Origin of the sequence: Bradyrhizobium sp. LB14.3, assembly GCF_040547985.1 — a bacterium.
Lineage (GTDB): Bacteria > Pseudomonadota > Alphaproteobacteria > Rhizobiales > Xanthobacteraceae > Bradyrhizobium.
Genome location: NZ_JBEPQT010000004.1, coordinates 21,321 through 44,057 on the forward strand (window position 1 = coordinate 21,321; position 22,737 = coordinate 44,057).

At 63.7% G+C, this 22,737-nt stretch carries 21 protein-coding genes and 1 pseudogene; 11 read left to right on the forward strand and 11 right to left on the reverse strand.

From position 1 onward, the window contains the following. Window positions 1-150: 150 nt before the first annotated feature. Window positions 151-924, forward strand: coding sequence for an ABC transporter ATP-binding protein (locus tag ABIB00_RS10195; protein ID WP_247348598.1), 774 nt, complete (start codon window positions 151-153; stop codon window positions 922-924). Beyond that, window positions 917-1,741 (forward strand): ABC transporter permease, encoded by an 825-nt coding sequence (locus tag ABIB00_RS10200; protein WP_247348599.1) that lies wholly within the window; start codon window positions 917-919, stop codon window positions 1,739-1,741. Before ABIB00_RS10195 ends, ABIB00_RS10200 begins: the two co-directional genes overlap by 8 nt. A 28-nt stretch (window positions 1,742-1,769) precedes the next feature. Here the strand turns inward: ABIB00_RS10200 and gtdA are convergent, their stop codons facing one another. Then, window positions 1,770-2,810 carry a gentisate 1,2-dioxygenase gene (gene gtdA / locus ABIB00_RS10205; protein WP_354104225.1) on the reverse strand — a complete coding sequence of 347 codons (1,041 nt, stop codon included), beginning with the start codon at window positions 2,808-2,810 and terminating at the stop codon, window positions 1,770-1,772. Between the two features lie 90 nt (window positions 2,811-2,900). Between gtdA and maiA the strand changes: the two genes are divergently transcribed. Further along, window positions 2,901-3,533, forward strand: a complete 633-nt coding sequence (gene maiA / locus ABIB00_RS10210) for a maleylacetoacetate isomerase (RefSeq protein WP_354104226.1) — start codon at window positions 2,901-2,903, stop codon at window positions 3,531-3,533. Continuing rightward, window positions 3,523-4,032, forward strand: coding sequence for a MarR family winged helix-turn-helix transcriptional regulator (locus tag ABIB00_RS10215; protein ID WP_247348603.1), 510 nt, complete (start codon window positions 3,523-3,525; stop codon window positions 4,030-4,032). Before maiA ends, ABIB00_RS10215 begins: the two co-directional genes overlap by 11 nt. A 47-nt stretch (window positions 4,033-4,079) precedes the next feature. Here ABIB00_RS10215 and ABIB00_RS10220 read toward each other — a convergent pair whose 3' ends face one another. The 5 genes from ABIB00_RS10220 to ABIB00_RS10240 form a co-directional block, all read right to left on the reverse strand. Then, window positions 4,080-5,693: a benzoate-CoA ligase family protein gene (locus tag ABIB00_RS10220; protein WP_354104227.1), complete on the reverse strand. Its 1,614-nt coding sequence runs from the start codon at window positions 5,691-5,693 to the stop codon at window positions 4,080-4,082. Next, entirely contained in the window at window positions 5,690-6,829 is a 1,140-nt protein-coding gene (locus tag ABIB00_RS10225) for an FAD-dependent monooxygenase (protein ID WP_354104228.1), read from the reverse strand. The genes ABIB00_RS10220 and ABIB00_RS10225 overlap by 4 nt, the downstream gene beginning before the upstream one ends. A gap of 193 nt (window positions 6,830-7,022) precedes the next feature. Further along, window positions 7,023-7,238, reverse strand: coding sequence for a hypothetical protein (locus ABIB00_RS10230; RefSeq protein ID WP_354104229.1), 216 nt, complete (start codon window positions 7,236-7,238; stop codon window positions 7,023-7,025). Window positions 7,239-7,348: 110 nt separating this feature from the next. After that, window positions 7,349-8,161 (reverse strand): cysteine rich repeat-containing protein, encoded by an 813-nt coding sequence (locus tag ABIB00_RS10235; RefSeq protein ID WP_354104230.1) that lies wholly within the window; start codon window positions 8,159-8,161, stop codon window positions 7,349-7,351. Window positions 8,162-8,315: 154 nt separating this feature from the next. Further along, complete coding sequence (locus ABIB00_RS10240; protein ID WP_354104231.1) at window positions 8,316-9,317, reverse strand: NADP-dependent oxidoreductase; 1,002 nt, start codon at window positions 9,315-9,317, stop codon at window positions 8,316-8,318. A 210-nt stretch (window positions 9,318-9,527) separates the two neighbouring features. On the opposite strand from ABIB00_RS10240, the gene ABIB00_RS10245 reads away from it, so the two are divergent. Both ABIB00_RS10245 and ABIB00_RS10250 read left to right on the forward strand, forming a co-directional pair. Further along, window positions 9,528-10,823, forward strand: a complete 1,296-nt coding sequence (locus ABIB00_RS10245; RefSeq protein WP_354104232.1) for a dicarboxylate/amino acid:cation symporter — start codon at window positions 9,528-9,530, stop codon at window positions 10,821-10,823. A 13-nt stretch (window positions 10,824-10,836) separates the two neighbouring features. Next, on the forward strand, window positions 10,837-11,757 hold the full coding sequence (locus tag ABIB00_RS10250; protein WP_354104233.1) for an amino acid ABC transporter substrate-binding protein: 921 nt from the start codon (window positions 10,837-10,839) through the stop codon (window positions 11,755-11,757). Between the two features lie 172 nt (window positions 11,758-11,929). Here ABIB00_RS10250 and ABIB00_RS10255 read toward each other — a convergent pair whose 3' ends face one another. Continuing rightward, entirely contained in the window at window positions 11,930-12,745 is an 816-nt protein-coding gene (locus tag ABIB00_RS10255; protein WP_354104234.1) for an ATP-grasp domain-containing protein, read from the reverse strand. 384 nt (window positions 12,746-13,129) lie between these two features. On the opposite strand from ABIB00_RS10255, the gene ABIB00_RS10260 reads away from it, so the two are divergent. From ABIB00_RS10260 to ABIB00_RS10270, 3 genes are all read left to right on the forward strand, one after another. Then, window positions 13,130-13,903, forward strand: a complete 774-nt coding sequence (locus tag ABIB00_RS10260; RefSeq protein ID WP_247445408.1) for a ferredoxin--NADP reductase — start codon at window positions 13,130-13,132, stop codon at window positions 13,901-13,903. 222 nt (window positions 13,904-14,125) lie between these two features. Beyond that, the gene (locus tag ABIB00_RS10265) at window positions 14,126-15,838 is read left to right on the forward strand and encodes an FMN-binding glutamate synthase family protein (RefSeq protein WP_247445407.1); all 1,713 of its coding nucleotides are present in this window, start codon (window positions 14,126-14,128) and stop codon (window positions 15,836-15,838) included. A gap of 107 nt (window positions 15,839-15,945) precedes the next feature. Beyond that, entirely contained in the window at window positions 15,946-16,185 is a 240-nt protein-coding gene (locus tag ABIB00_RS10270; protein ID WP_354104235.1) for a PilZ domain-containing protein, read from the forward strand. A gap of 58 nt (window positions 16,186-16,243) precedes the next feature. Here ABIB00_RS10270 and ABIB00_RS10275 read toward each other — a convergent pair whose 3' ends face one another. Further along, entirely contained in the window at window positions 16,244-17,539 is a 1,296-nt protein-coding gene (locus tag ABIB00_RS10275) for a hemolysin family protein (protein ID WP_247348633.1), read from the reverse strand. Window positions 17,540-17,680: 141 nt separating this feature from the next. Between ABIB00_RS10275 and ABIB00_RS10280 the strand changes: the two are divergent. Further along, window positions 17,681-17,983, forward strand: a pseudogene (locus ABIB00_RS10280) (methyl-accepting chemotaxis protein); the annotation flags it as partial. Window positions 17,984-18,004: 21 nt separating this feature from the next. Here ABIB00_RS10280 and ABIB00_RS10285 read toward each other — a convergent pair. The 3 genes from ABIB00_RS10285 to ABIB00_RS10295 all read right to left on the reverse strand — a co-directional run bounded on the left by ABIB00_RS10285 (window position 18,005) and on the right by ABIB00_RS10295 (window position 21,579). Beyond that, window positions 18,005-19,972 carry a carbohydrate porin gene (locus ABIB00_RS10285; protein WP_354104236.1) on the reverse strand — a complete coding sequence of 656 codons (1,968 nt, stop codon included), beginning with the start codon at window positions 19,970-19,972 and terminating at the stop codon, window positions 18,005-18,007. Window positions 19,973-20,372: 400 nt separating this feature from the next. Then, entirely contained in the window at window positions 20,373-20,633 is a 261-nt protein-coding gene (locus tag ABIB00_RS10290) for a hypothetical protein (RefSeq protein ID WP_354050249.1), read from the reverse strand. 139 nt (window positions 20,634-20,772) lie between these two features. After that, the gene (locus ABIB00_RS10295; RefSeq protein ID WP_354104237.1) at window positions 20,773-21,579 is read right to left on the reverse strand and encodes a creatininase family protein; all 807 of its coding nucleotides are present in this window, start codon (window positions 21,577-21,579) and stop codon (window positions 20,773-20,775) included. Window positions 21,580-21,712: 133 nt separating this feature from the next. Here ABIB00_RS10295 and ABIB00_RS10300 point away from each other — a divergent pair, with 133 nt between their 5' ends. Then, complete coding sequence (locus ABIB00_RS10300) at window positions 21,713-22,735, forward strand: ABC transporter substrate-binding protein (protein ID WP_247348640.1); 1,023 nt, start codon at window positions 21,713-21,715, stop codon at window positions 22,733-22,735. Window positions 22,736-22,737 lie beyond the last annotated feature (2 nt).

Sequence of the window (22,737 nt, forward strand, 5' to 3'; positions counted from 1 at the left end):
GCGCGCGCTGTTCCAAACCCGTCATCCTGAGGTGCTCGCGAAGCGAGCCTCGAAGGATGCACGGCCCGGATGCAGCCGGGCCGTCGCCCTTCGAGGCCTACGCTTCGCTCCGGCACCTCGGGGTGACGGAACGAGGACGGGGAGTTTCCCATGGACCTGATCGCCAACCACATCACCCATCGCTTCGCCGATCTCGCCGTGCTCGACGACGTCTCGTTCACCGTCAGCGCCGGAGAGGTGGTGGCGATCGTGGGGCCCTCGGGCTGCGGCAAGAGCACGCTGCTGTCGATCCTCGGTGGGCTGTTGCTGCCGACCTCCGGCGCGCCCGAGCTGCGCGGCGCGCCGCCGGCGGACAGTCTCAATCCGCTCACCTTCGTATTCCAGGATTTCGCGCTGCTCCCCTGGGCCAATGTGGAGGAGAACGTCGAATTTCCGCTGCTGCACACCCAGGTCTCGGCCGCACAGCGCCGCGCGCTGGTCGACGATGCCTTGCGCCGCACCGGCCTGACCGATTTTCGCAAGGCCTATCCAAAACAGCTTTCAGGCGGCATGCGCCAGCGCGTCGGCATCTCGCGTGCGCTTGCGGTCAGGCCTGCCATTCTCCTGATGGACGAGCCGCTCTCGGCGCTGGATTCGCAGACCCGCGAACTGCTGATGGAGGATTTCGTCCGGCTCCTCGCCGATGGCGGCATGGGCGCGGTCTATGTCACCCATAATCTCGAAGAGGCGGCGCGGCTTGCCGACCGCATCGTGGTGCTGTCGCGGCGTCCCGGCCGCATTCGCGAGGTCGTGAGCGTGCCGATGACGCGCGCCGAACGCGGCGAAATTGCAGCCCGTGAAAAGCTGCTCGCGCTTCAGAACCAGATCTGGTCGCTGATCCGCAACGAGGCGATCGATGCCGAGCGCGAGGTCCAGCATGCTTGATCGCGCTCCGGCGGGAACATCTGCGAAGGATGAACTGGTCCGACGCGTCCGCTTTCGCGGCGCCGGCTTCGTGCCGGCGAGCAGCCGTTTCGGCGGCTGGATCGCGCTCGCGCTGGTCATTGCGATCTGGCAGGCTGCCGGCAGCACCGGTCTCGTCAATCCGCTGTTCCTGCCGGCGCCGTCGGCGATCGCGCGGGCGATCTACCAGCTCGCGATCTCGGGCGCGCTGTGGCAGCATCTGTCCGCCTCGCTGCTGCGCATCGGTGTCGGCTGGCTGCTCGGCACGGCGGCCGGTGTCGCCGTCGGCTTTGCCATCGGTCTGTCGCGGCTGGCGCGCAGCGTCGGCATTACTTTCATCTCGGCGCTGTTTCCGATCCCGAAGATCGCGCTGTTGCCGCTGTTGATTCTCTGGCTCGGCATCGGCGAAGAGCCGAAGATCGCGACCATTGCGCTCGGTGTGTTCTTCTCGACTGCAATCTCGGTCTATAGCGGCGTCGATGCAGTGCCGCGCAATCTCATCCGCATGGCGCAGAGCTTCAACGTGCCGTTCGCGACCATCGTGCGCAAGGTGGTGTGGCCCGGCGCACTGCCCGCGATCCTCGCCGGCTTCCGCATCACGTCGTCGGTGGCGCTGCTGCTCGTCGTCAGCGCCGAGATGATCGGCGCACAGTACGGCATCGGCGCGTTCGTGCTTCAGGCCGGCAACCTGATGCAGACGGATCAGCTCTTGGCGGGTGTGGTGATCTTGTCGGTGTTTGGGTTGATGGTGGGCAGGGTGATCAACTGGCTGGAGACGCGGCTGTTGCACTGGCGGTAGCTGCAATGGCCGCAGCCCTACGAGGACCTCACGCGTTCCCGCGGTCCTCGCGAAACAAGTCCAGCTTCTGCTGCACGGGTCGATCCGAGAAGCTGAACAGCACCGCATCCATGTCAGCCTCGTGCGTGACCCACTGCCAGCTCGGCACCACGAACAAATCGCGCGGGCCCCATTCGAAGGTCGCATCGCCGATGCGCGTGCGGCCATGGCCTTCGATCGGACAGAACACCGTCGCGTCGGTCGCGCGATAGCGCGCGGACTTGAAACCCTTCGGCAGCAGCTGGATGAACGTACCGATGGTCGGCATCGCGAAATCGCCGGTTTCGGGATTGCTGAACTTCAGCTTCAGCCCGTGACATGCGTCCCACTCCTGGCTCGTGCGAGCCTTTTCCAGTGCCTCCCGCGTGTAGGCGTAGGGGTAGCTGAAGATCGGCGAGGTCTTCGAGCTCCGTTTCACGTCGACCGGTAGCAGATTGTGGCCGTAGCGCGCAAAGCTGTCGCCGGCGGGCCGCGTGATCTTCTGCTGATCCTCCTTGGAGCCCTCCGCGAAAGAGCAATCGAAGAACTGCACCAGGGGAATATCGAGGCCGTCGAGCCAGAACATCGGCTCGTCCGTCTCGTTGGAATGATCGTGCCAGGTCATCGACGGCGTGATGATGAAGTCGCCGGGCTCCATCGCAGTGCGCTCGCCGTCGACCGCAGTGTGGGCGCCCTTGCCTTCGAGCACGAAGCGCAGCGCCGACTGGCTGTGCCGATGCGCGGGCGCGACGTCGCCGGGCACCACCATCTGCACGCCGGCATAGAGCGACGTCGTGATTTTCGATTGCCCGCGCAGGCCGGGGTTCTCCAGCACCAACACACGCCGCTCGGCTTCTTTTGCGGTGATCAGCTTGCCGGCTTCGGTCATGTAGTCGCGGATGATGTCGAACTTCCACAGATGCGGCCGGCAGGGGCTCTTCGGCTCCGGCGTGATCAAATCGCTCATCACCGTCCACAACGCGGTGAGATTCTCGCCGTCGATCTTTTTGTAGAACGCCTCGCGTTCCGGCGTCTTGGTCACGGCTTCCATGGTGCGGCTCCCGTTCGTTTTGTTGGTTGACAGTATACTTACGGTCTAGGTAGCGTCAACTTGACGAAAAGGAACGACAGGGAGGTCTCGATGAAGCTGCACGGTTATTTCCGCTCCAGCGCCGCCTACCGGGTGCGGATCGCGCTGAACCTCAAGGGCCTCGGTGCCGAGCACCTGCCGCATCACCTTCGCAAGGGCGAGCAATGTGCGCCGGCCTATCTCGCGATCAATCCGCAGGGCCTGGTGCCCGCGTTGGAGAATGATGCGGGTGCAGTGCTGACCCAATCGGTCGCCATCATCGAATGGCTCGACGAAACCCATCCTCATCCGCCGCTGCTGCCGAAGGATATTTTGCAGCGCGCCAAGGTGAGGGCATTCGCGCTGGCCATCGCCTGCGACACGCATCCGGTGCAGAATTTGAAGGTGCTGGCGCGGCTGCGCGAGCTTGGGCTGCCGGAGAAGAAGGTTCAGGACTGGGCGGCGTGGGTCAACCGCGAGGGGCTTTCGGCCTGCGAAACGCTGATCAGGGCCGAGCCGGAGCCGTTCTGCTTCGGCGATGTGCCGACGCTCGCCGATCTCTGCCTCGTGCCGCAGCTCGCCAACGCCCGCCGCTTCGGTGTCGATGTCACCGCCTATCCGCGTTTGCTCGAGGCGGAAGCCGCCGCAAAGGCGCTGCCGGCGTTCGCGAACGCCGCGCCTGAGAAGCAGCCCGATGCCGAGTAAGCCGCCTCCGATCACGATAGACGCAGTCTATGCCGCGCCGGGCTATCTGTTCCGGCGCATGCAGCAGATCGCGGTCTCGATCTTCATGGAGGAGTGCAAGGCGTTCGATCTCACGCCGGTGCAATATGCGGCGCTGATCGCGATCCACACCCACCCCGGTATCGACGCGACGCGGCTGTCTGCGGTGATCGCCTTCGACCGCTCGACGCTCGGCAGCGTGATCGAGCGGCTTCAGGCCAAGGATTTTGTCGAGCGCAGGCCGGCGCTGGAAGACAAGCGGATCAAGCTGCTCTATTTGACCAAATCAGGCGCGGCGATCCTGCGCGAGATCTTCCCCGCCGTGGAGCGTGCGCAGGCGCGCATGCTCGAGCCGCTCAAGCCGGCCGACCGCAAGGCGCTGATGGGGCTCCTGGTGCAGCTCGTCGATCTCAACAACGAGGCGTCGCGGGTGCCGCTACGGGCGGAGGATGCGCTGGAGCATCTGGGGAAGGCGGGGTGAGCGGGGCTCGGCCGGGACGACACTGAGTATGTGGCGGGGCCGTCCCCTCACATCCGCAACAACGCCTGCCGATCGATCTTCCCCGTGCCCGTCTTCGGCAGCTCGTCGATGAAGATCACCTCGCGCGGATATTTGTAAGGCAGCAGCTTACTCTTCACATAATCCTGGAGCCGCCGTGTCGTCTCGCGCTGATCGGCGGCGCGGCTGTTCATCACCACGACCGCCTTCAGCGTCATGCGCCGGTCCGGCAGCTCGGCGGCGAACACAGTGCACTCCCGGATATCGGGGTGATCGGCGAGGCAAAGCTCGACCTCGAGCGGATAGACCCACTGGCCGGAGATCTTGATGAGATCGTCGGCGCGCCCGCGGAAGAAGTGAAAGCCGTCGGCATCGCGGACGAAGCGGTCGCCGGTGTAGATCCAGCCGCCCTCGCGAATGGTTTCGGCGGATTTGTCCGGCCGGTTCCAGTACAGCGGCGTGTTGGAATCGCCGCGCACCCACAAAATGCCTTCCTCGTCGTCGGCGACGTCGCGGCCGTCCTTGTCGCGCAGCGCGACCTCGTAGCCGGGCACGCGCAGGCCGGCGGCGCCGAGTTTCTTCCGCTCGGGGCGGTTGGAGAGATAGATGTGCAGCACCTCGGTCGAGCCGAGGCCTTCGAGGATATCGAGACCGGTGAGCGTCTTCCAGCCGTTGAAGACTTCGGCCGAGAGCACCTCGGCGGCTGAGAGCGCCATGCGCAGCGACGAGAAGTCGGTCTTGTCGGCACCGTCGGCCTTGGTCAGTGAGGTATAGAGCGTCGGCAGGCCGAAGAAGACCGTCGGCCTGTACTGCTCGATCGCCGAAAAGATCGCCGCAGGCTTCGGCTGGCCCGGTAGCAGCAGCGTCGTCGGGCCTGCCGTGAACGGGAAGGTGATCGAGTTGCCAAAGCCATAGGCGAAGAAGATTTTTGGCACCGAGAAGCAGATGTCATCCGGCATCAGCTTCAAGACGTTCTGCGCAAAGGCGGCCTCGCTATAGGCCATGTCGTGCTGGAGATGCACGATGCCCTTGGGCCGGCCGGTGGATCCGGATGAGTACATCCACAACGCCATCTCGTTGCGATGCGTGTCGGCTTCCGCGAGTTCGGCCGGAAATTGCGCGAGCCAGCCGGCGGCAGAAACGGCGTTCGGCGCGGCGTGATCGCCTACCGCGCCATTGACGACGACCAGGGTGTGCAGGGCCGTGTCCTTGCAGGCCTCGGCGTTGAAACGTGCACCGAACTCGGCATCCGCCACCGCGACAGCCGCGCCGGAATCGGCGAGATAGAATTGCAGCAGATCCGGCGGCGTCAGCGTGTTGATCAGCAGCGGAACGAAACCGGCGCGCACTGCTCCGAAGAATGCGGCGGGATAGGCCGGAGTGTCATCGAGGAACAGCAGCACGCGATCGCCGCGCTTGAGGCCCAGCGAGGCAAAGCCGTTGCCCCAGCGGCAAGCCTCCGTGCAGAGCTCGGCATAAGTGCGCGTACCCGCGGGACCGATGAGTGCGACCTTGTCGCCGCATCCTCTCGCGAGATTGTCGAACAGCACGCGGCTGGCATTGTAGACTTGCGGAATGGCGAAGCCGATCTCGCGGGCGCCCGCGCCGTCCGCGGGCACCTGGTCGCGAATCTCGTTACTCATGCCTCATCCCCACCGTTCCTGGCGGCTTCGTAGCGCGCCATGAAGCCCGGCGACATCGCGCGCAGGCGGGAGTCGTCGATGCGGCCCGAACGGGTGATGTAGCTGTAGGCAAAGTCCATCAAGCCCTGCTGCATGTGCTGGGCAAAGTGCTCATACCAGAACGAGCTCGTCCGCGCGGCGTTGACGAGCTTCTGCACCACCGGCTTTCGCGCGGCCTGGTAGCGATGCAAAGCGGTCGAAAGATGGGCATCCGATTCCAGCGCCTTGACCAGCGCAATGGCGTCCTCGATCGCGAGCCGCGTGCCCGAGCCGATCGAGAAATGCGCCGAGTGCAGCGCGTCGCCGAGCAGCACCATGTTCTTGAACGACCAGTGTTCGTTCCAGACCCAGGGGAAATTGCGCCAGACCGATTTGTTGGAGACCAGCGAGCGGCCGCCCAGCGTGTCTGCAAACACCTCCTCGCAGACGCCCTTGGACTGCTCGACGTCCCTGTAGGCGAAGCCGTAGGCCTGCCAGGTCGCGTGGTCGCATTCGACCAGGAAGGTGCTCATGGTCGGCGAGTAGCGGTAGTGGTGGGCGTTGAAGACGCCGCGGTCGGTCTTGACGAAAGTCTGCGACAGCGTGTCGAAGCGCTTCGAGGTGCCGTACCAGACGAACTTGTTGGAGGAGTAGGACAGCGAGGTGCCGAAATCGCCTTCGAAGGCACGCCGAACCAGCGAGTTCAGCCCGTCGGCGGCGACGATCAGATCGTGGCCGTTGAGCTGGTCGATCGCAAGAATTGGTGTGTCGAAGCGCGGCGTGACGCCGGCATCGATCGCGCGCTGCTGGAGGAACTGCAGGAGTTCGAGCCGACCGATCGAGGAGAAGCCGACACCGTCGATGGCGACGCTGTCGCCATGCAAATTGAGCGTGATGTTCTCCCAGCTCTCCATGTGCGGCGCGATCGCGTCGACCGTCTCGGGGTCGTCGGCACGCAAAAATTCCAGCGCCTGGTCCGAGAACACGACGCCAAAGCCCCAGGTCGCGTCGGCCGGGTTCTGTTCGAACAGGTCGACCTGATCCTCGGGGTGACGCTTCTTCCAGAGATAGGCGAAGTAGAGCCCACCGGGCCCCCCGCCAATCACGGCGATCCGCAACGTCTGCCTCCTTGATTGACAGTATACTTACTATCTAGGGGAACACTAATGTGCTCCGACGTCCTGCGCCAGCGGAATTATCGGCAAAAGGCGTGGCGTGCCGAAGCCTATGCCCGGACACGCGCTTGGCGCGCGTCCGAAGCAGTACGTTGCGAAGCATAGCCAAACCGCGCCGGCTTGGCCATCCGCACCGTCAGATGCAGCGCTTTACGTAGACCCCGTTGACCAGCACCCTGGTGCAGCGGACCACCGGAACCGGCTTGCGGACCACGACGGCCGCATTCGGCCCGGCGCAGCCGGCGCGATAGACGCCGCGAGCGCACACCACTGCATTGGCATCGGTGGCTTCAAAGGTCATGGTCGCAGCGATGGCGAGGAGTGCCGAGGCGGTGAGCAGGAATGAACGCATGTCTTCCTCCCGGTGTTGTCGTCATTGAAATCGGATATCGGCAAAGGTCGGCGATTGTCGTTGCAGGCGTGCGAGAACGGTGCACGCCGTCAGATGTTGATGGCACGCTTCTAGCGTGCAGCGAACGGCGCCAGCACATCCTTGCATCCGGGCGACAGCGACGCGGCGTTGCTGGCGATGCACTGTACGATGCGACCGCCGCCGGGCGCGACGCCGGCGCAGAGCGTGCGGATGTCGGCGCCGCAGGCGGAGCGAACGATGAACAGCTCTTCGCGCGGCCGCAGCGGGCGCAGCACGATCACGGCTGGCGCGGCTGCCGGTGCTGCTGCCGCCGCAGGAGCTGCGCCGGCAGGCGCCGCCGTTGCCGCTGCGCCGCCACCGGCCGCAGCGGTCACGGCCTTCTCGCAGGCCGGCGAAACCTTTGCCTTGTTCTTCTCCAGGCATTCGAGCGCGGGCGCGCCGCCCGGCGGCACGCTGGCGCACACCTTGGGGTAATCGGCGCGGCATGCGCTCTTGACCGCCGCAACCTGAGCGCTGCTCGGCTGCTTGGCCGCAGCAGCCTTCGGCGCGGCAGCGGCGGCAGGCTTTTCAGCAGGGGCGGATTCAGCCTTCGCCGCGGAAGGCGCAGTTTCCGCCTTGGGCGCCGCTTCCGCCTTGGGCGCCGCAGCGGGCTCGACCGCGCGCACCGCAGTCTGGCATCCCGATGACAGGCCGGACATGTTCTTCTGGAGGCATTGATACGCCTCCACACCGCCGGGCGTGACGCTCGCGCAGTGCGCCATGAAGTCCGAGCGGCACGCGGACCGGATGGCGCTCTTCTGGGCGTCGGTCGGCGCCTGCGCGAATGCGCCTGTTGCAGTTGCGAAGAGCGCTGCCGCCAACATCGCGCTACGCGTTGAGACATGTTTCAAAATGTTGAACATTTGGGTGAATTCTTGCCCTGTCGGTAACGCCCACGATTCTAAAATGTGATGCAAACGCAATCGCCGCGAGTGATGCCTCGCGACAGTATCTTTGGCCGCTTTGGCCACTACCGCAAGTAGATATTACCTGCGCAATTGCGACCTGACTACGTCGTCAGAGCCTGACCATGCGCTTGCCGCGGTTCTCGCCCGCAAGCAATCCGATCAGCGCCTTCGGCGTGTTCTCCAATCCGTCGATGATGTCTTCCTGCACCTTTAGCTTGCCGGATGCGACCCAGACCTGCAGTTCGGCGAGCGCACGCTGGCTCTCCTTCATGTAGTCCATCACGATGAAGCCCTGCATGACGAGCCGCTTCACCACGATCAAGCCGGGCACACCGCGCGGGCCGTGTGCCGAGGGCGCGCCGTCATATTGCGAGATCGCGCCGCAACAGGCGATGCGGCCGTAATTGTTCATCTGCGGCAGGCAGGCTTCGAGAATGTCGCCGCCGACATTGTCGAAATAGACGTCGATCCCCTTGGGCGCCGCCGCGCGCAACGCCTTGAACACCGCGCCGTCCTTGTAATCCACGGCGGCATCGAAGCCGAGTTCGGAGGTCAGCCAGCTGCACTTGTCGGCGCCGCCGGCGATGCCGACCACGCGGCATCCCCTGATCTTCGCGATCTGTCCGACGATCGAGCCCACCGAGCCTGCCGCCGCGGACACGACGACCGTCTCGCCTTGCCTCGGCTTGCCGATCTCCAGCAGGCCGAAATAGGCGGTGAGCCCGGCGATGCCGAACACGCTGAGCAGATGCGTCATAGGTTCGAGCTTCGGCATCTTGGTGAGGTGCTTCGCCGGCACGGCCGCAAACTCCTGCCAGCCGGTGTCGCCGAACACGATGTCGCCCGGCGCGAGCCCGGGCGCCTTCGAGCTGACGACCTCGGCGATGCCGCCGCCGGCCATCACGCTGTTGGCCTCGACGGCGGATCGATAGGTCGCGCCGTGCATCCAGGCGCGGTTGGCGGCATCGAGCGAGATATAACGCACGCGCAGCAAAGCCTCGCCGTCCTTCCGCTCCGGCATTGCACCCTCGACCATCTTGAAATGTTCGGGACCGAGCTTGCCGCTGGGCTTTTCCACCAGAAGAATCTGGCGATTGACGCTGCCGCTCATGGTGTTTCCTCTTCGTTTGTTTGACGATTATTGATGCAGCCGCCGCAAAGAAAACGTGCAGGCCGCATTCGTTGTGCGCTGCATGAAAGCTAGATCGCCGGCGCCTGTTCCGCAACGGGAAGATCCCGTCATTGCGAGCACACGCAAAGCGTGTTGCTTCGTTGTCATATCTGCGACATCATGAAGCGGCCGGTGTCGTGGGGGTAACCAATGTCGAACAGGTTCACGCAATACATTCTGGCGGCGATGGCTCTGGGCATCATCATGGGCTCGGCGATCTACAATTTCATGCCGGATACGCGCGGGGACTGGGCCTCCTCCATCAATCTGATCGCAGTGATCTTCCTGCGCCTGATCAAGATGATCATCGCGCCGCTGGTGTTCGCGACCCTGGTCGGCGGCATCGCCCATATGGGCTCCGGCTCCAAGCTCGGCCGCATCTTCGCCAAGACGATGGGCTGGTTCGTCAGCGCGTCCTTCATCTCGCTGATGCTCGGCCTCGTGATGGTCAATCTGCTTCAGCCCGGCGCCAATTTCCCCGGCACGCTGCCGGACAAGGGACAGTCTACGGGCTTGCCGATCTCGGCGTTCTCGATCGAGAAATTCCTGACCCATCTGATCCCGACTTCGATCGCGGACGCGATGGCGCAGAACGAGATCCTCCAGATCGTGATCTTCGCCGTATTCTTCTCGGTGGCGATGGGCTCGATGCCCGAGCGCTCCAAGCCGATCCTGGCGCTGATCGACGATATCGGCCACATCATGCTCAAGGTGACGAGCTATGTGATGCTGTTCGCGCCGATCGCGGTGTGGGCCGCCATCACCGCGACCGTGGCCAAGAACGGCCTGCTGGTGCTCTGGAAGCTCATCGTCTTCATGGGCGGCTTCTATCTCTCGCTCATGATCCTGTGGGGCATCCTCGTGGTGGTCGGCTTCATCGTGATCGGGCCGCGCTACAGCCATCTGCTGAAGCTGATCCGCGAGCCGCTGATGATCGCGTTCTCCACCGCGAGCTCGGAAGCGGCGTACCCGAAGACGCTGGAGGGGCTGAACAAGTTCGGCGCCTCCTCGCGAATATCGAGCTTCGTGCTGCCGCTCGGCTATTCCTTCAATCTTGACGGCACGATGATGTACTGCACCTTCGCCAGTATCTTCATCGCGCAGACCTATCATATCGAGATGTCGCTCTCGACGCAGCTTGCGATGCTGGCGACGCTGATGATCACCTCCAAAGGCGTCGCCGGTGTGCCGCGCGCCTCTCTCGTGGTGATCGCCTCGACGCTGTCGCAGTTCGGCATTCCCGAGGCGGGTCTGCTGATGATCATGGGCATCGACACCTTCCTCGACATGGGCCGCAGCGCCACCAATGTGATCGGCAACACGCTCGCGACCTCGGTCGTGGCGAAGTGGGAAGGCGAGCTCGGCCCCGAGCACGAGCTTGGAGCGGGCGACGCCGTGCCGGGGGACATGATCCCCGGCGAAGTGCCTGCTATGGCCGGCCATTGACGGGAGGTGCATCATGCGCCCTTCAACGGTGATTTCGGGCGGCCTGTTGCTGGCAGCGTGCCTGCTGGCAACGGGTGCCTCCGCCCAGACCGGCGGCAGCGAAGGGCTTAGCCCGACGCTGTCAGCCATCAAGAGCAGTCACACCGTGCGGCTCGGCTATCGCGAAAGCTCGCCGCCGTTCTCCTTCCTCGACCAGGCCAACCGGCCGATCGGCTACAGCCTCGAACTCTGCGAAGCTATCGTCGAGGAGATCGGCGTCGAGGTCGACGATCCCAATCTGAAGATCGGCTACGTCAAGGTCACCTCGGACGACCGCATCGACGCCGTGCTCCAGAACAAGATCGACCTGGAATGCGGCTCGACCACGGCCAATGCGGAGCGCGGCAAGCGCGTCGCCTTCTCGCCGCTGATGTTCGTCGCCGGTACCAAGCTGATGGTGCCGAAGGCATCAAGCGTCCAGTCGTTGACCGATCTGAAGGGCAAGACCATCGTGGTGACGAAGGGCACCACCAACGAGCAGGCGATCCAGGCGGCCGACAAGAAGTCCGCGTTGGGACTGACCATCGTTGTCGGCGCCGATCACGAACAGTCGTACCAGATGCTCGTCGACGGCAAGGCCGATGCCTTCGCGACCGACGATATCCTGCTGTCCGGCCTGATCGTGCGCCACAAGGCGCAGGACAAGTTCCGCGTCACCGGCGATTATTTGTCCTACGACCCCTACGGCATCATGTTCCGCAAGGGCGAACCGCAACTGACGGCCGTGGTCGATCGCACCTTCCGCAAGCTGGGGTCCAACCACGACCTCGTCCCGCTCTACAACAAATGGTTCACCGCCAGGCTTCCGACCGGCGAACGGCTGAACGTGCCGATCTCGCTGCAACTGGAGGAAGCCTTCAAGGCGATGGACGATTCCGCGAGCGCGAATAATTAGTCGCTCTTCGTCGAAGGGTTGGCGGTGTAAATTCCGTCATCCTGAGGTGCGAGGCCTGCGATGCGAATGCATCGCGGGTCGAGCCCCGAAGGATGAATGGCCGCGCTGCTGCGGGCCGTCGCCCTTCGAGGGCCGCTGAAGAAGCGGCCATCTCGGGGTGACGGGGGATCGATCAGCGTTCGGAATGAGCTTCCCCAAACACCCGATCCAGCGCCGCATCATACGTCGCCTGCACCAACTCCGGATGCAGCTTCGCCAGCGCCTCCATCATCACGCCGGAATTGATCTCGAGCACGACCCACGCGCCATCGACACGGACCACGTCGATCGACGCGAAGCGGATGCCGATCGCGTTGGCTGCGTCGATGGCAAGTTTTCCGCAGGCCGCGCTGACCTCGCCATCCTGCACCAGCACGGGCTTTGCGCCGGCATCGAGATTGTGCCGCCAATCCGAGCCACGCTGCTTGCTGTAGATCACACGGGGCACATCATCCAGCAGCACCACACGGACCTCCTCCTCGATCGCGACATAGGGTGAGATCACGAGCCCGGCGCTCATCGAAAAAATCTCGGCAACCGCGTGGTCGAGCTCCGCCTCCGTCGCTACCCTGAAGACCGATCGTCCCGACGTCCCCTCGTTCGGCTTCACTACGATGCCCTGCGAATTGTCGCGAAGCAGCCCAAGCATTGCCTCCTGCCAGCCGGCGCCAACAACATTCATGCCCAGCTTCGGATTGAGGAAGAGGTGATGCGGAATGCAGGGCACGCCCACAAGCGTCAGCGCCTCGGCGGTCGCCGATTTGTCGTTGGCGATGCGATGCGCAATCGCGCTGTTGAGGCCAGCGTCGTAGCCGAAGGCGAAGTGGTGCTGCGCGCCCCGGCGCATCGCGAGCAGCCAGCCACCGGCGCGGACATCGAGCGCGATGCCATGGTTCGCGCAATAGCGCCTAATCGCCTGGACGAAGATCCGCTCTCCGCTCGCCGCCATGTGTCGGTCGCCACTTCCGTCGTTCCTGTCGCCAAAAGCCGCAAAATGCGGGAAACGGCGCCAAACCAGGGTGAAAGTCAGAGCTATTCTCAATGAAATTATCGCGAGCGCGACGGAAATTAAGTGCTGCAATCAGGCCTTGGAAGGAAAAGAAATTGCCCTTCGCGCGTGTCCGGCAGCAGATTCATTAATGATGCGACCATTTCCGCTGCAAATGCCGGTTTGACCGGCATCAATTGCATCCGGAACGAGGTTGATTATTGGTCTCAATGGCGTAGATCACACACGACAAATCCTCCGCCATGGCAATGGTGTCCGCTCCGCTTTCAGGGGCCGGGCAATGCTTTTGCCCTAAAACCGCAATTATTCGGAATATCGAAAATCATGAGCGCGTTTTACCGAGAGAAAGTTCTTTCCGTCCAGCATTGGACCGACACCCTGTTCAGCTTTCGCGCCACCCGCGATTCCGGCTTCCGCTTCCAGAACGGCCAGTTCGCGATGATCGGCCTCGAAATTGAGGGCCGCCCGCTGCTGCGCGCCTACAGCATGGCGAGCGCCAATCACGAGGAGGAGCTCGAGTTCTTCTCGATCAAGGTCCAGGACGGCCCGCTGACGTCGCGTCTCCAGAAGATCAGGGAAGGCGACACCATCCTAGTCGGCCGCAAGGCGACCGGCACGCTGATCACCGACAACCTCATCCCCGGCAAGCGGCTGATGCTGCTCTCGACCGGCACGGGCCTGGCGCCCTTCGCCAGCCTGATCAAGGACCCCGAGGTCTACGACCAGTTCGACAGCATCGTGCTGGTGCATGGCTGCCGTCAGGTCTCCGAGCTCGCCTATGGCGAGAAGCTCGTCGCCAGCCTTCGCGAGGACGAACTGTTCGGGGAGTTGCTCGCGGACAAGCTCATCTACTACCCGACCGTGACCCGCGAGCCCTTCAAGAACCGCGGCCGCATCACCGATCTCATCAGCTCCGAGCAGATCTTCAACGACATCGGCCAGGGCCCGCTCGACATCGCGACCGACCGCGTGATGATGTGCGGCAGCCCGGGGATGCTCGAAGAGCTGAAAGTGATGTTCGAGGGCCGCGACTTCGTCGAGGGCTCCGGCAACAAGCCCGGCCATTTCGTGATCGAAAAGGCGTTCGTCGAGCGGTAGGCCCTTTCGGTGTCGTCCTGGCTTTCGTCAGGACGAAGGCTATGGGTAAAGCGCCTTGACCGGTTAATGGTCCGTCCTCCCCAGCACTTCTGCTGCACTGCAAAAGTCCGCCCATCGGGCTGATTGATTTGTCTCCCCCGAATTCGCTAGCCTGAAACAAGGGCCGCGTCATATCCGTATGACGGGCGCGGGCGTATCGTATCGCCTCATGCTGGCGAGAGGATGGGAATCGTGGCCGACGACAACACAACGCAGGAATCGTCCAAGCACTTATCGCCCAAACGTCTGGCGCTGGCGGAAGAGGGGATCATGGAAACCCTGCTGCTGCCATTCTCCCCACGCTTCATCATCCTGACGATCTGCGCGGTGGTCACCGCGTTGCTGATCGGCATCGGCATCGCCGACCGCAAGATCTTCGACATCCTGCTGATCCCGATCCTGATCTTCGGCGCGTTGACGGCGCTTGGCGTCCGCGACCTGATGCAGAAGGGCCATGCGGTTCTGCGTAATTACCCGATCTCGGCGCATATCCGCTTCCTGCTCGAAGAGATTCGTCCGGAGATGCGGCAGTATTTCTTCGAGAGCGAGAAGGACGGCATGCCGTTCTCGCGCGACATCCGTGCGGTGGTCTATCAGCGCGCCAAGATGCAGCTCGACAAGCGTCCGTTCGGCACCCAGGAGGACGTCTACCGCGAGGGCTACGAGTGGATGCATCACTCGGTCTCGCCGAAGACGCATGCCGATGAGAAATTCCGCGTCACCATCGGCGGGCCGGATTGCGCGAAGCCCTATTCCGCTTCGGTGTTCAACATCTCGGCGATGAGTTTTGGCGCGCTCAGCCCGAACGCCGTGCGCGCGCTGAATGCCGGCGCCAGGAAGGGCGCCTTCGCGCATGACACCGGCGAGGGCGGCGTCAGTCCCTATCATCGCGAGATGGGCGGCGACATCATCTGGGAGATCGGCTCGGGTTATTTCGGCTGTCGCCATCTCGACGGCAGCTTCGATCCCGAGGCGTTCGCGCGCGTCGCGACCCAGGACCAGATCAAGATGGTCGAGCTCAAGATCAGCCAGGGCGCCAAGCCGGGCCATGGCGGCGTGCTGCCGGCGGCGAAGGTTTCGGAGGAGATTTCCAAGATCCGCGGCGTCGCGATGGGCGAGGATTGCATCTCGCCGGCTTCGCACCGCGCCTTCTCGACGCCAATAGGCATGATGCAGTTCATCGCCGAGATGCGCCGCCTCTCCGGCGGTAAGCCGACCGGATTCAAGCTCTGCATCGGCCATCCCTGGGAATTTCTGGCGATCTGCAAGGCCATGATCGAGACCGGCATCTATCCTGATTTCATCGTCGTCGACGGCAACGAGGGCGGCACCGGCGCGGCGCCGCTGGAGTTCATGGATCATCTGGGCATGCCGATGCGCGAAGGGATCAATTTCGTCCACAATGCGCTGATCGGCATCAATGCGCGCGACCGCATCAAGCTCGGCGCCTCCGGCAAGATCGCCACTGCGTTCGACATGGCGCGCGCCATGGCGATCGGTGCCGACTGGTGCAATTCGGCGCGCGGATTCATGTTCTCGCTCGGCTGCATCCAGTCGCTGAGCTGCCACACCGACCGCTGCCCGACTGGTGTCGCAACCCAGGATCCGACGCGTGCCCGCGCGCTCTATGTGCCGCTCAAGATCGACCGCGTGCACAACTACCACCATGCGACGCTGCACTCGCTGAGCGAGCTGATTGCCGCGGCCGGCCTTGAACATCCGCAGCAATTGCGCCCGATCCACTTCAGCCAGCGGACCTCGACGACCCAGGTGAAATCCTTCGCACAGCTCTACCCGTCGCTGCGCCCGGGTGAGTTGCTCGAAGGCACCGAAGACCCGCGCTTCCGGGACGCCTGGCAGATGGCGCGGACGGAGACGTTCCAGCCGGCGCAGTAGGCGCCGGTCCACCGCATGATACCGCCCCACGTCTGACCGCGCGTAAATTTCCCGGGAGCGAGGTTGCAGCTTAACGTCCGTGTCAGCTTCGGGTGTAAACTGGCTCCATGGACGAACGACGCGACAAGGCAAGGCATCGCGTGCTGAAGGCCGGGACGATCGAGTTCGGCGGCGGCGCGATCGACTGCACCGTCCGCAACCTGTCCGGTACCGGCGCCGCGCTCGACGCCTCCAGCCCCGTCGGCATCCCCGACCATTTCACCCTGTTCGTCCAGGTCGACGGCACGCATCTCGCCTGCACCGTGGTCTGGCGCAAGGAAAAGCGGATCGGCGTGAGGTTCGGGTGAGGGGTTCTCTCCGCGAGCGCTTCTCTTGTAATCGAGTTTCGCGGAGACAGGCAGCATCTTATCCTGTCTCGACTTCGCCGATCCGGCTCGCCAAAATCTTGTCGATCCGCCGCCCGTCGAGATCGATCACCTCGATGTGCCAGCCGCCGAGGTCGAAGGCGTCGCCGACATCAGGCAGCAGGTTGAACTGCTGCAGCACGAAGCCGGCGACCGTGTTGTAGCGGTGCGGCGGCAGTTCGATGCCGAGCAGCTCGCCGAACTCGTCGACCGGCATCCAGCCTGAGATCAGCAGTGAATCGTCCGCGCGCTTGACGTAGGCCGGTTCCGGCGGGCCTTCCTCGGAATGGAAGGCGCCGACGATCGATTCCAGAATGTCAGCCGTCGTCACGATGCCTTCGAAGGCGCCGTATTCGTCGTAGACGAGGCCAACATGCACCGGCGCAGCCTTCAGGATCGCCAGCACGTCGCGGGCATCCGCCGACGCGGGAATGCCCGGCGCCTCGCGAACCAGCGCGCGCAAATCCGGCGTGCGCTCGTTCATGTAGGCGACCAGCAGGTCCTTGGCCTGGAGCACGCCAATCGGCTTGTCGCGGTCACCGTCGGACACGGGGAAGCGCGAATGCGGACTCTTCGCGATGGTCGCTTGAATGTTCTCCGGTGCATCGCGCAGGTCGATCTCGTTGACCTCTGTGCGCGGCGTCATGATTGCGCCGACCGGCCGGTCGCCAAGCCGCATCACGCCTGCGATCATTTCCTTTTCGCCCGATTCCAGCACGCCCGCGCTTTCGGCCTCGCTGACCAGATGATGGATCTCGTCCTCCGAGACCTTCTCCTCGGCCTTGCCGCCGCGGCCGAGTAGCGAGAGGATCAGCTTGCCGGAGAGATCGAGCAGGAAAACCAGCGGCAGCGAGACCCGCGCCAGAACGTGCATCGCGGGGGCGACCTTGACCGCGATGCTCTCGGGGTCGCGCAGCGCCACCTGCTTCGGCACCAGCTCGCCGACGATCAGGGTAGCGTAGGTGATGAGCGTGACCACGATGCCGACGCCGACGATGTCGGCAATCCCTGCGGACAAGCCGAGTTCGAGCAGCCATTGCGTCAGCCGCTGCCCGAGCGTCGCGCCCGAGAACGCGCCGGAGAGCACGCCGACCAGCGTGATGCCGATCTGCACCGTCGAGAGGAATTTGCCGGGATCGGCCGCGAGCGTCAGCGCCCGCTCGGCGCCGCGTACGCCCTTGGCGGCAAGTATGGACAGCCGTGCCGGGCGCGAGGAGACCACCGCCAGCTCGGACATGGAGAGCAAACCGTTGATGACGATCAGGACGACGACGATGGCGAGTTCGACGGAGAGCATTGACGTTCCGAGGTAATGGAGTGTGGCCAGACGGCGGCGCAAGCATTGATATAGGTATTCGGGGAAGAAATGCCGACGATTCTGTCGCATCCGGGCCGAGGGAACCTCTCGCGTCACTGAACGCTAGCGACGCTGGCACCCCGCGCAACTACGACCAACGACCATGTCGGCGAGCTCGCCAAGGCTGCCGGCCGGATCGGCGACGTGGTCGAGATCGTCAGCCAGATCGCGGGCCAGACCAATCTACTGGGACTCAACGCGACCATCGAGGCGGCACGCGGCACCCAGCAGGTCTCCGCCAGCATCGTCGACGTGCAGCGCGGCGCGAGCCAGACTGGATCGGCCTCCTCCAACGTGCTCGCGTCCGCGAGGTCACTGTCCGGCGAGAGCAGCCGCCTCAAGGTCGAGGTCGGGAAATTTCTGGACGAGATCCGGGCCGCGTAAGGCACGTATCGCGGGAAGCGATCAGAATTCGCCGTGCAGCCGGCCCGAGAACACTGACACCGGCCCGCGATCGGCGTTGTAGGCGGGGTTGACGATGAGCTGATAGTCGGCAGTGAGGGTGAGATTCTTGTTCAGCGCGTAGGCGTAGTAGGTTTCGAGGATTCGTTCCTTGCGGTAGTTGAGCGCGCCGTCGCCGATGAGAACACCGAGGCCGCCGGCGGCCAGGAAGTCGCGATAATCCTGCGAGATGGCATTGACGGCGCCGCCGACGCCGATCACGTCATCGGGCCGGCCCCATTTCGTGCCCTTGATCGAAAGACCACCGGACAGGCTGCGGTTGATATCGGTGAAGGCGAGCGTTTCGCTCTTGCCGTCATTCCAGCTCCAGCGGCCGAACAGCCCGACATCGTCCGTGATCGCCTGTTCGAGATTGACGACATAGCCGACCTTGATGCGGCCGCGCCGGGTCTGGGCGATGTCGAGATTGAGCGCGGGATTGTCCAGCGTTTCGCGGAAGCTGCCCATATTGGCGCTGTCGAGCCAGCCCATGGTCCTGAGCTTGCCCGATTGGCCGAACAGTGAGAAGCGCGTCTCGAGCTCGACCACGTACTGGCCGCGCTCCCCGACCTTGGTGTCGAAATGATTTGAATTGGGCTCCACCACCATCAGGAAATAGCCGCCGCGCAGCGCCCATTGCTTCTGGTTGAGCTCGGCGGTGACGCCGTAGGTGAGGCCGACCTTGTCGGCGGAATAGTCGAAGGCGCCCGGCGCCCACAGCGACCAGTTCATGAAGTCCTTGCGGGTGTCCTTGGCGTAGGCATTGCCGTCGAACACGTCGACCACCGCGAATTTGCCGGCCTGCACCGTGAGCCTGGAAACGTCGACCTTCTGCCCAAGCTGCAGCTGGCCGCTCGCGAGCTCTTCCTGCTCGCCGCCAAAGCCGAACGTCTGGCGCACGAACAGGCGCGAGGTGTTGTAATGCGGATAGGGGAAGTTCGACTTCTGCGCTTCGCCATTCGGGAAGCCCGCGGCGCCAACGGTGTCGTTCAGTCCAAATCCCTGCAGCAGTTCGGGATTGTAATAGACCTCGCCGCCGTCCCACAGCCGCGCGTTCAGGAACAGGCTGTTGCTCCAGGTCGCCTTGGCCTGCGCCGACGGCGAGAGCGAGTTCGGCCCGGTGTAGAGGGCGGGGAACGACGGATAGCCCTGCGGCAGATAGGTGCTCTGGCCGTGGATCTCCCAGCGATCCGATTCAGTGTCGAACAGCGAACTTTTGGGATTGTAGCTCGGCATGCCCGGCCAATCGACCTTGCGGTTGAGGCCGAGCCGGATCGACTGGAAATCGAGCGACGAGGAGGTGTATTGCGCGCCCGTGGAGAAGGCGACATTGGCGCCGTCGAAGCGGCTGTAGAGATATTCGATCCGCGCGCTCCAATGCGGCGCGAAGCCGTATTCGATGCCGCCACCCGCGATCCAGCCGGGCCGCGTGTTCAGGATTTTCGGGACGTCACCTGCGGCCGGCGTGTCGAAATAGCGCTCTCCCATCCAAGCAAAGCCGCCGGTGGCATAGACCAGCCACGGACCACTGGTGTAGCCGAGGCGGCCGCGCAGGCTCGCGGTGTAGTCCCAATGCTGCGTGACGGTGTTGGCGGGTGTCGCCAGGAAGGAGACGATCGAGTTGGACGTGATGTAATTGGGAAACGAAAAATCGCCTTCGGCGCCCACCAGCCAGCCGGAGTTGAGCCCATAATTGTAGCCGGCCTGCACGCCGCCGATCATGCCGCTGAAGACGCCGCTGTCGTTGATCCCTGTGCCGTCGTTCAGCGCAAAGCGCGACGAGCCCAGGCTATAGCCGGCGTGTGCACCGATATACAGGCCCGTCCAGTCGTAGACCGCCTTCAGCGCCGGCACCTTCAGCGGCAGGTCGGCCGCGTTGCCGGTGGCGGGAAAAGCCAATACGCCCGAGGCAATCGCCGCGGCCGTCCGCAAGTACAGCTGTCGGTGACCCCTCAACGTCAAAACGCACGCCCCCAAACGCGAATGTGTCCCACCCGCCGCGATATCCCTGCCGATTCGCGGCGACCCTGTCATCAGGTCTTGGGTGCTCCCGCGATCGGGCGAGATGATCTCGATCCGGCGCAGTTTCTTCCCAAGCCCCTGAGCTCGTTGCGAACCTTATTGCAATTAATTCGCAATAGCAACTGGTGCGGATTGCCGCAGAGGATGGTTCGCACCTCGGTGTGACGGGACTGCAACAAATTCCCGAGGCCTGAAAACGGATGACCCCGCCCGGGGGGACATCCGGGCGGGGTCGGGGGCACGACACGGGGTGGATGAGGCGCCCGTGTCGGACGCAGGATCCACGTGAGATCGGCCTCAGGTACTCAAATCAGTAGCAGCTACGAACGCGGCCAACGTACTGGCCGAAGGCGTTGTACTGGGCGACCCAGCCGCAGCGGTGATAGCCGTAATAGGGATCGTTGCTGGCGGCGATCGCGGTGCCGACGACGGCGGCGGTAGCGATGCCCAGGCCGACACCGACGCCCCAGCCGAGCGGCTTGGCTTGCGCCTGCGAGGTGGTGGCCACGACGCTGCCGGTCAGGGTGAGTGCGGCGAAGGCAACTGCGAAAATCTTGGTCTTGATCGACATTTGAAGCTCCATCCGGGTTGAGGCGGTCCGTTGTGGCCCGCGTGCCCAGTTGGACGGAGGCTGCTCGAATCCGGTTCGAATCCGCCAGAAGCCGGCGTGGAGTTCGGCATTTTATTGAATAATTTCAAGAAGATGGCAGCTATCCGAGGGGGCCTTTGGCGAGCCTGGTCACGTCGAAGTTATCGACCTCGGCAAGCAGTTCGCAAAAGGCGCGGGCGCCCTGGTCGATCAGCTGCTCGCCCTTCGCGGCCACGGCCAGCGTCGCATTACCGACGGCGCCGCTCGGGTGGAGATCCTGCGCCTGCCAGGCGAAGGGCGCGGGCCGCTGCGTCGACAGCCAGCGATATTGCTTCTCCAATGCGATGCTGCTCGCGGGGAAATCCGCGATTGCATCGGCGCGCACCTGATCGGGATAGCGCGCCAGCATGATCGAGGTCTCCACCGCGCCGCCATGAATGCCGTGGCGCACTTCGTCGGCCGGGAACAGCTTGTCCGCGCCTGACAGCCGCGACCACGACGTCGTCACCACCAGCAGCTTGTGATGCGCGCGAAGATCCTGAGCAATCAGCATCATTGCAGCGCTGTTGCCGCCGTGGCTGGTGATGATGACGAGCTTCTTCAATCCGCGCCGCGCGACGTCCTCGCCGATTCCTGTCCATCTCTTCAGCGCGATTTCGGTCGGCAGCGTCTGCGTGCCCGGATAGTCGATATGCTCGGTGGAAATCCCGACCGGCTCAACAGGTAGGAAAATCGCCGGAACGTTCGCGGGCAACAGCTCGCGCATGCGCGCGAGATAGGCGTCCGCAATCAGCACGTCGGTTGTGAGCGGCAGGTGCGGGCCGTGCTGCTCGGTCGCCGCCAGCGGCAGCACTGCGATCCAGCGCGATACGTCGGTAAGGCCAGCTTCGGACCAGCGGATATCGGTCCAGTCGCGGGAGGGCGTCATCAAGGTTTCTTTGGAGGTTTCTTTGCCCAAATTTGTCACGTAGTTTGGGGTTATGGAGGGGACGCGGACTCGGCCGGCTCGCGTCCCCGATTGCCCTGTTATCATGGGCCGGAACGATCGACGGAGTCCAATCATGCGTCTCATCCATCTCTGGCGAGCGTTAACGGGGGCCTTGGTGGCCGCATCTCTCGCGGCCCTGCCCGTGCGTGCCGAAACGCTGGACAAGGTCACCTTCGGCACCAATTGGGTTGCCGAGGCCGAGCATGGCGGCTTTTTCCAGGCCGTCGCCGACGGCACCTACGAGAAATACGGCCTCGACGTCACCATCGTCCCCGGCGGGCCCAACGAGAACAACCGGATGCTGCTGATCGCCGGCAAGATTGATTTCTTCATGGCCGCGAACACGCTGATGTCGTTCGACGCGGTCGCCAACAACGTCCCGGTCGTCACCATCGCCGCGGTGTTCCAGAAGGATCCGCAGGTGATGCTGACGCAGCCCGACGCCAAGGTCGCCAAGATCGAGGACCTCAAGCCGCTGACGCTGTTCGTCTCCAAGGAAGGCATGACCAGCTATTTCCAGTGGCTGAAGTCCGAATACGGTTTCAGCGAGAAGAACGTTCGTCCCTATAATTTCAATCCGCAGCCCTTCATCGCCAATCCCAAGAGCGCGATGCAGGGTTACGTCACCTCCGAGCCCTTCGCGGTCGAGAAAGCGGCCGGCTTCAAGCCCAACGTGCTGCTGCTCGCCGATTACGGCTTCAACACCTATTCGACCCTGATCGAGACCCGCCGCGACGTGGTCGAGAAGAAGCCCGACCTGGTGCAGCGCTTCGTCGACGCCTCCATGGTCGGCTGGTACAATTACATCTACCGCGACAATTCCGCGGGCAACGCCATGATCAAGAAGCTCAATCCGGAGATGACCGACGAATTGCTCGCCTATTCAGTCGCCAAGATGAAGGAATACGGCATCGTCGATTCCGGCGAGTCGCTGAAGAACGGCATCGGCGCGATGAGCGACGATCGCTACACCTCCTTCTTCAACAAGATGGTGAAGGCAGGTGTCGTGAAGCCGGACCTCGACTTCCGCAAATCCTATACGCTGCGCTTCGTCAACAAGGGCGTCGGCGTCGAGCTGCGCCCCAGCAAGCCGTAGCG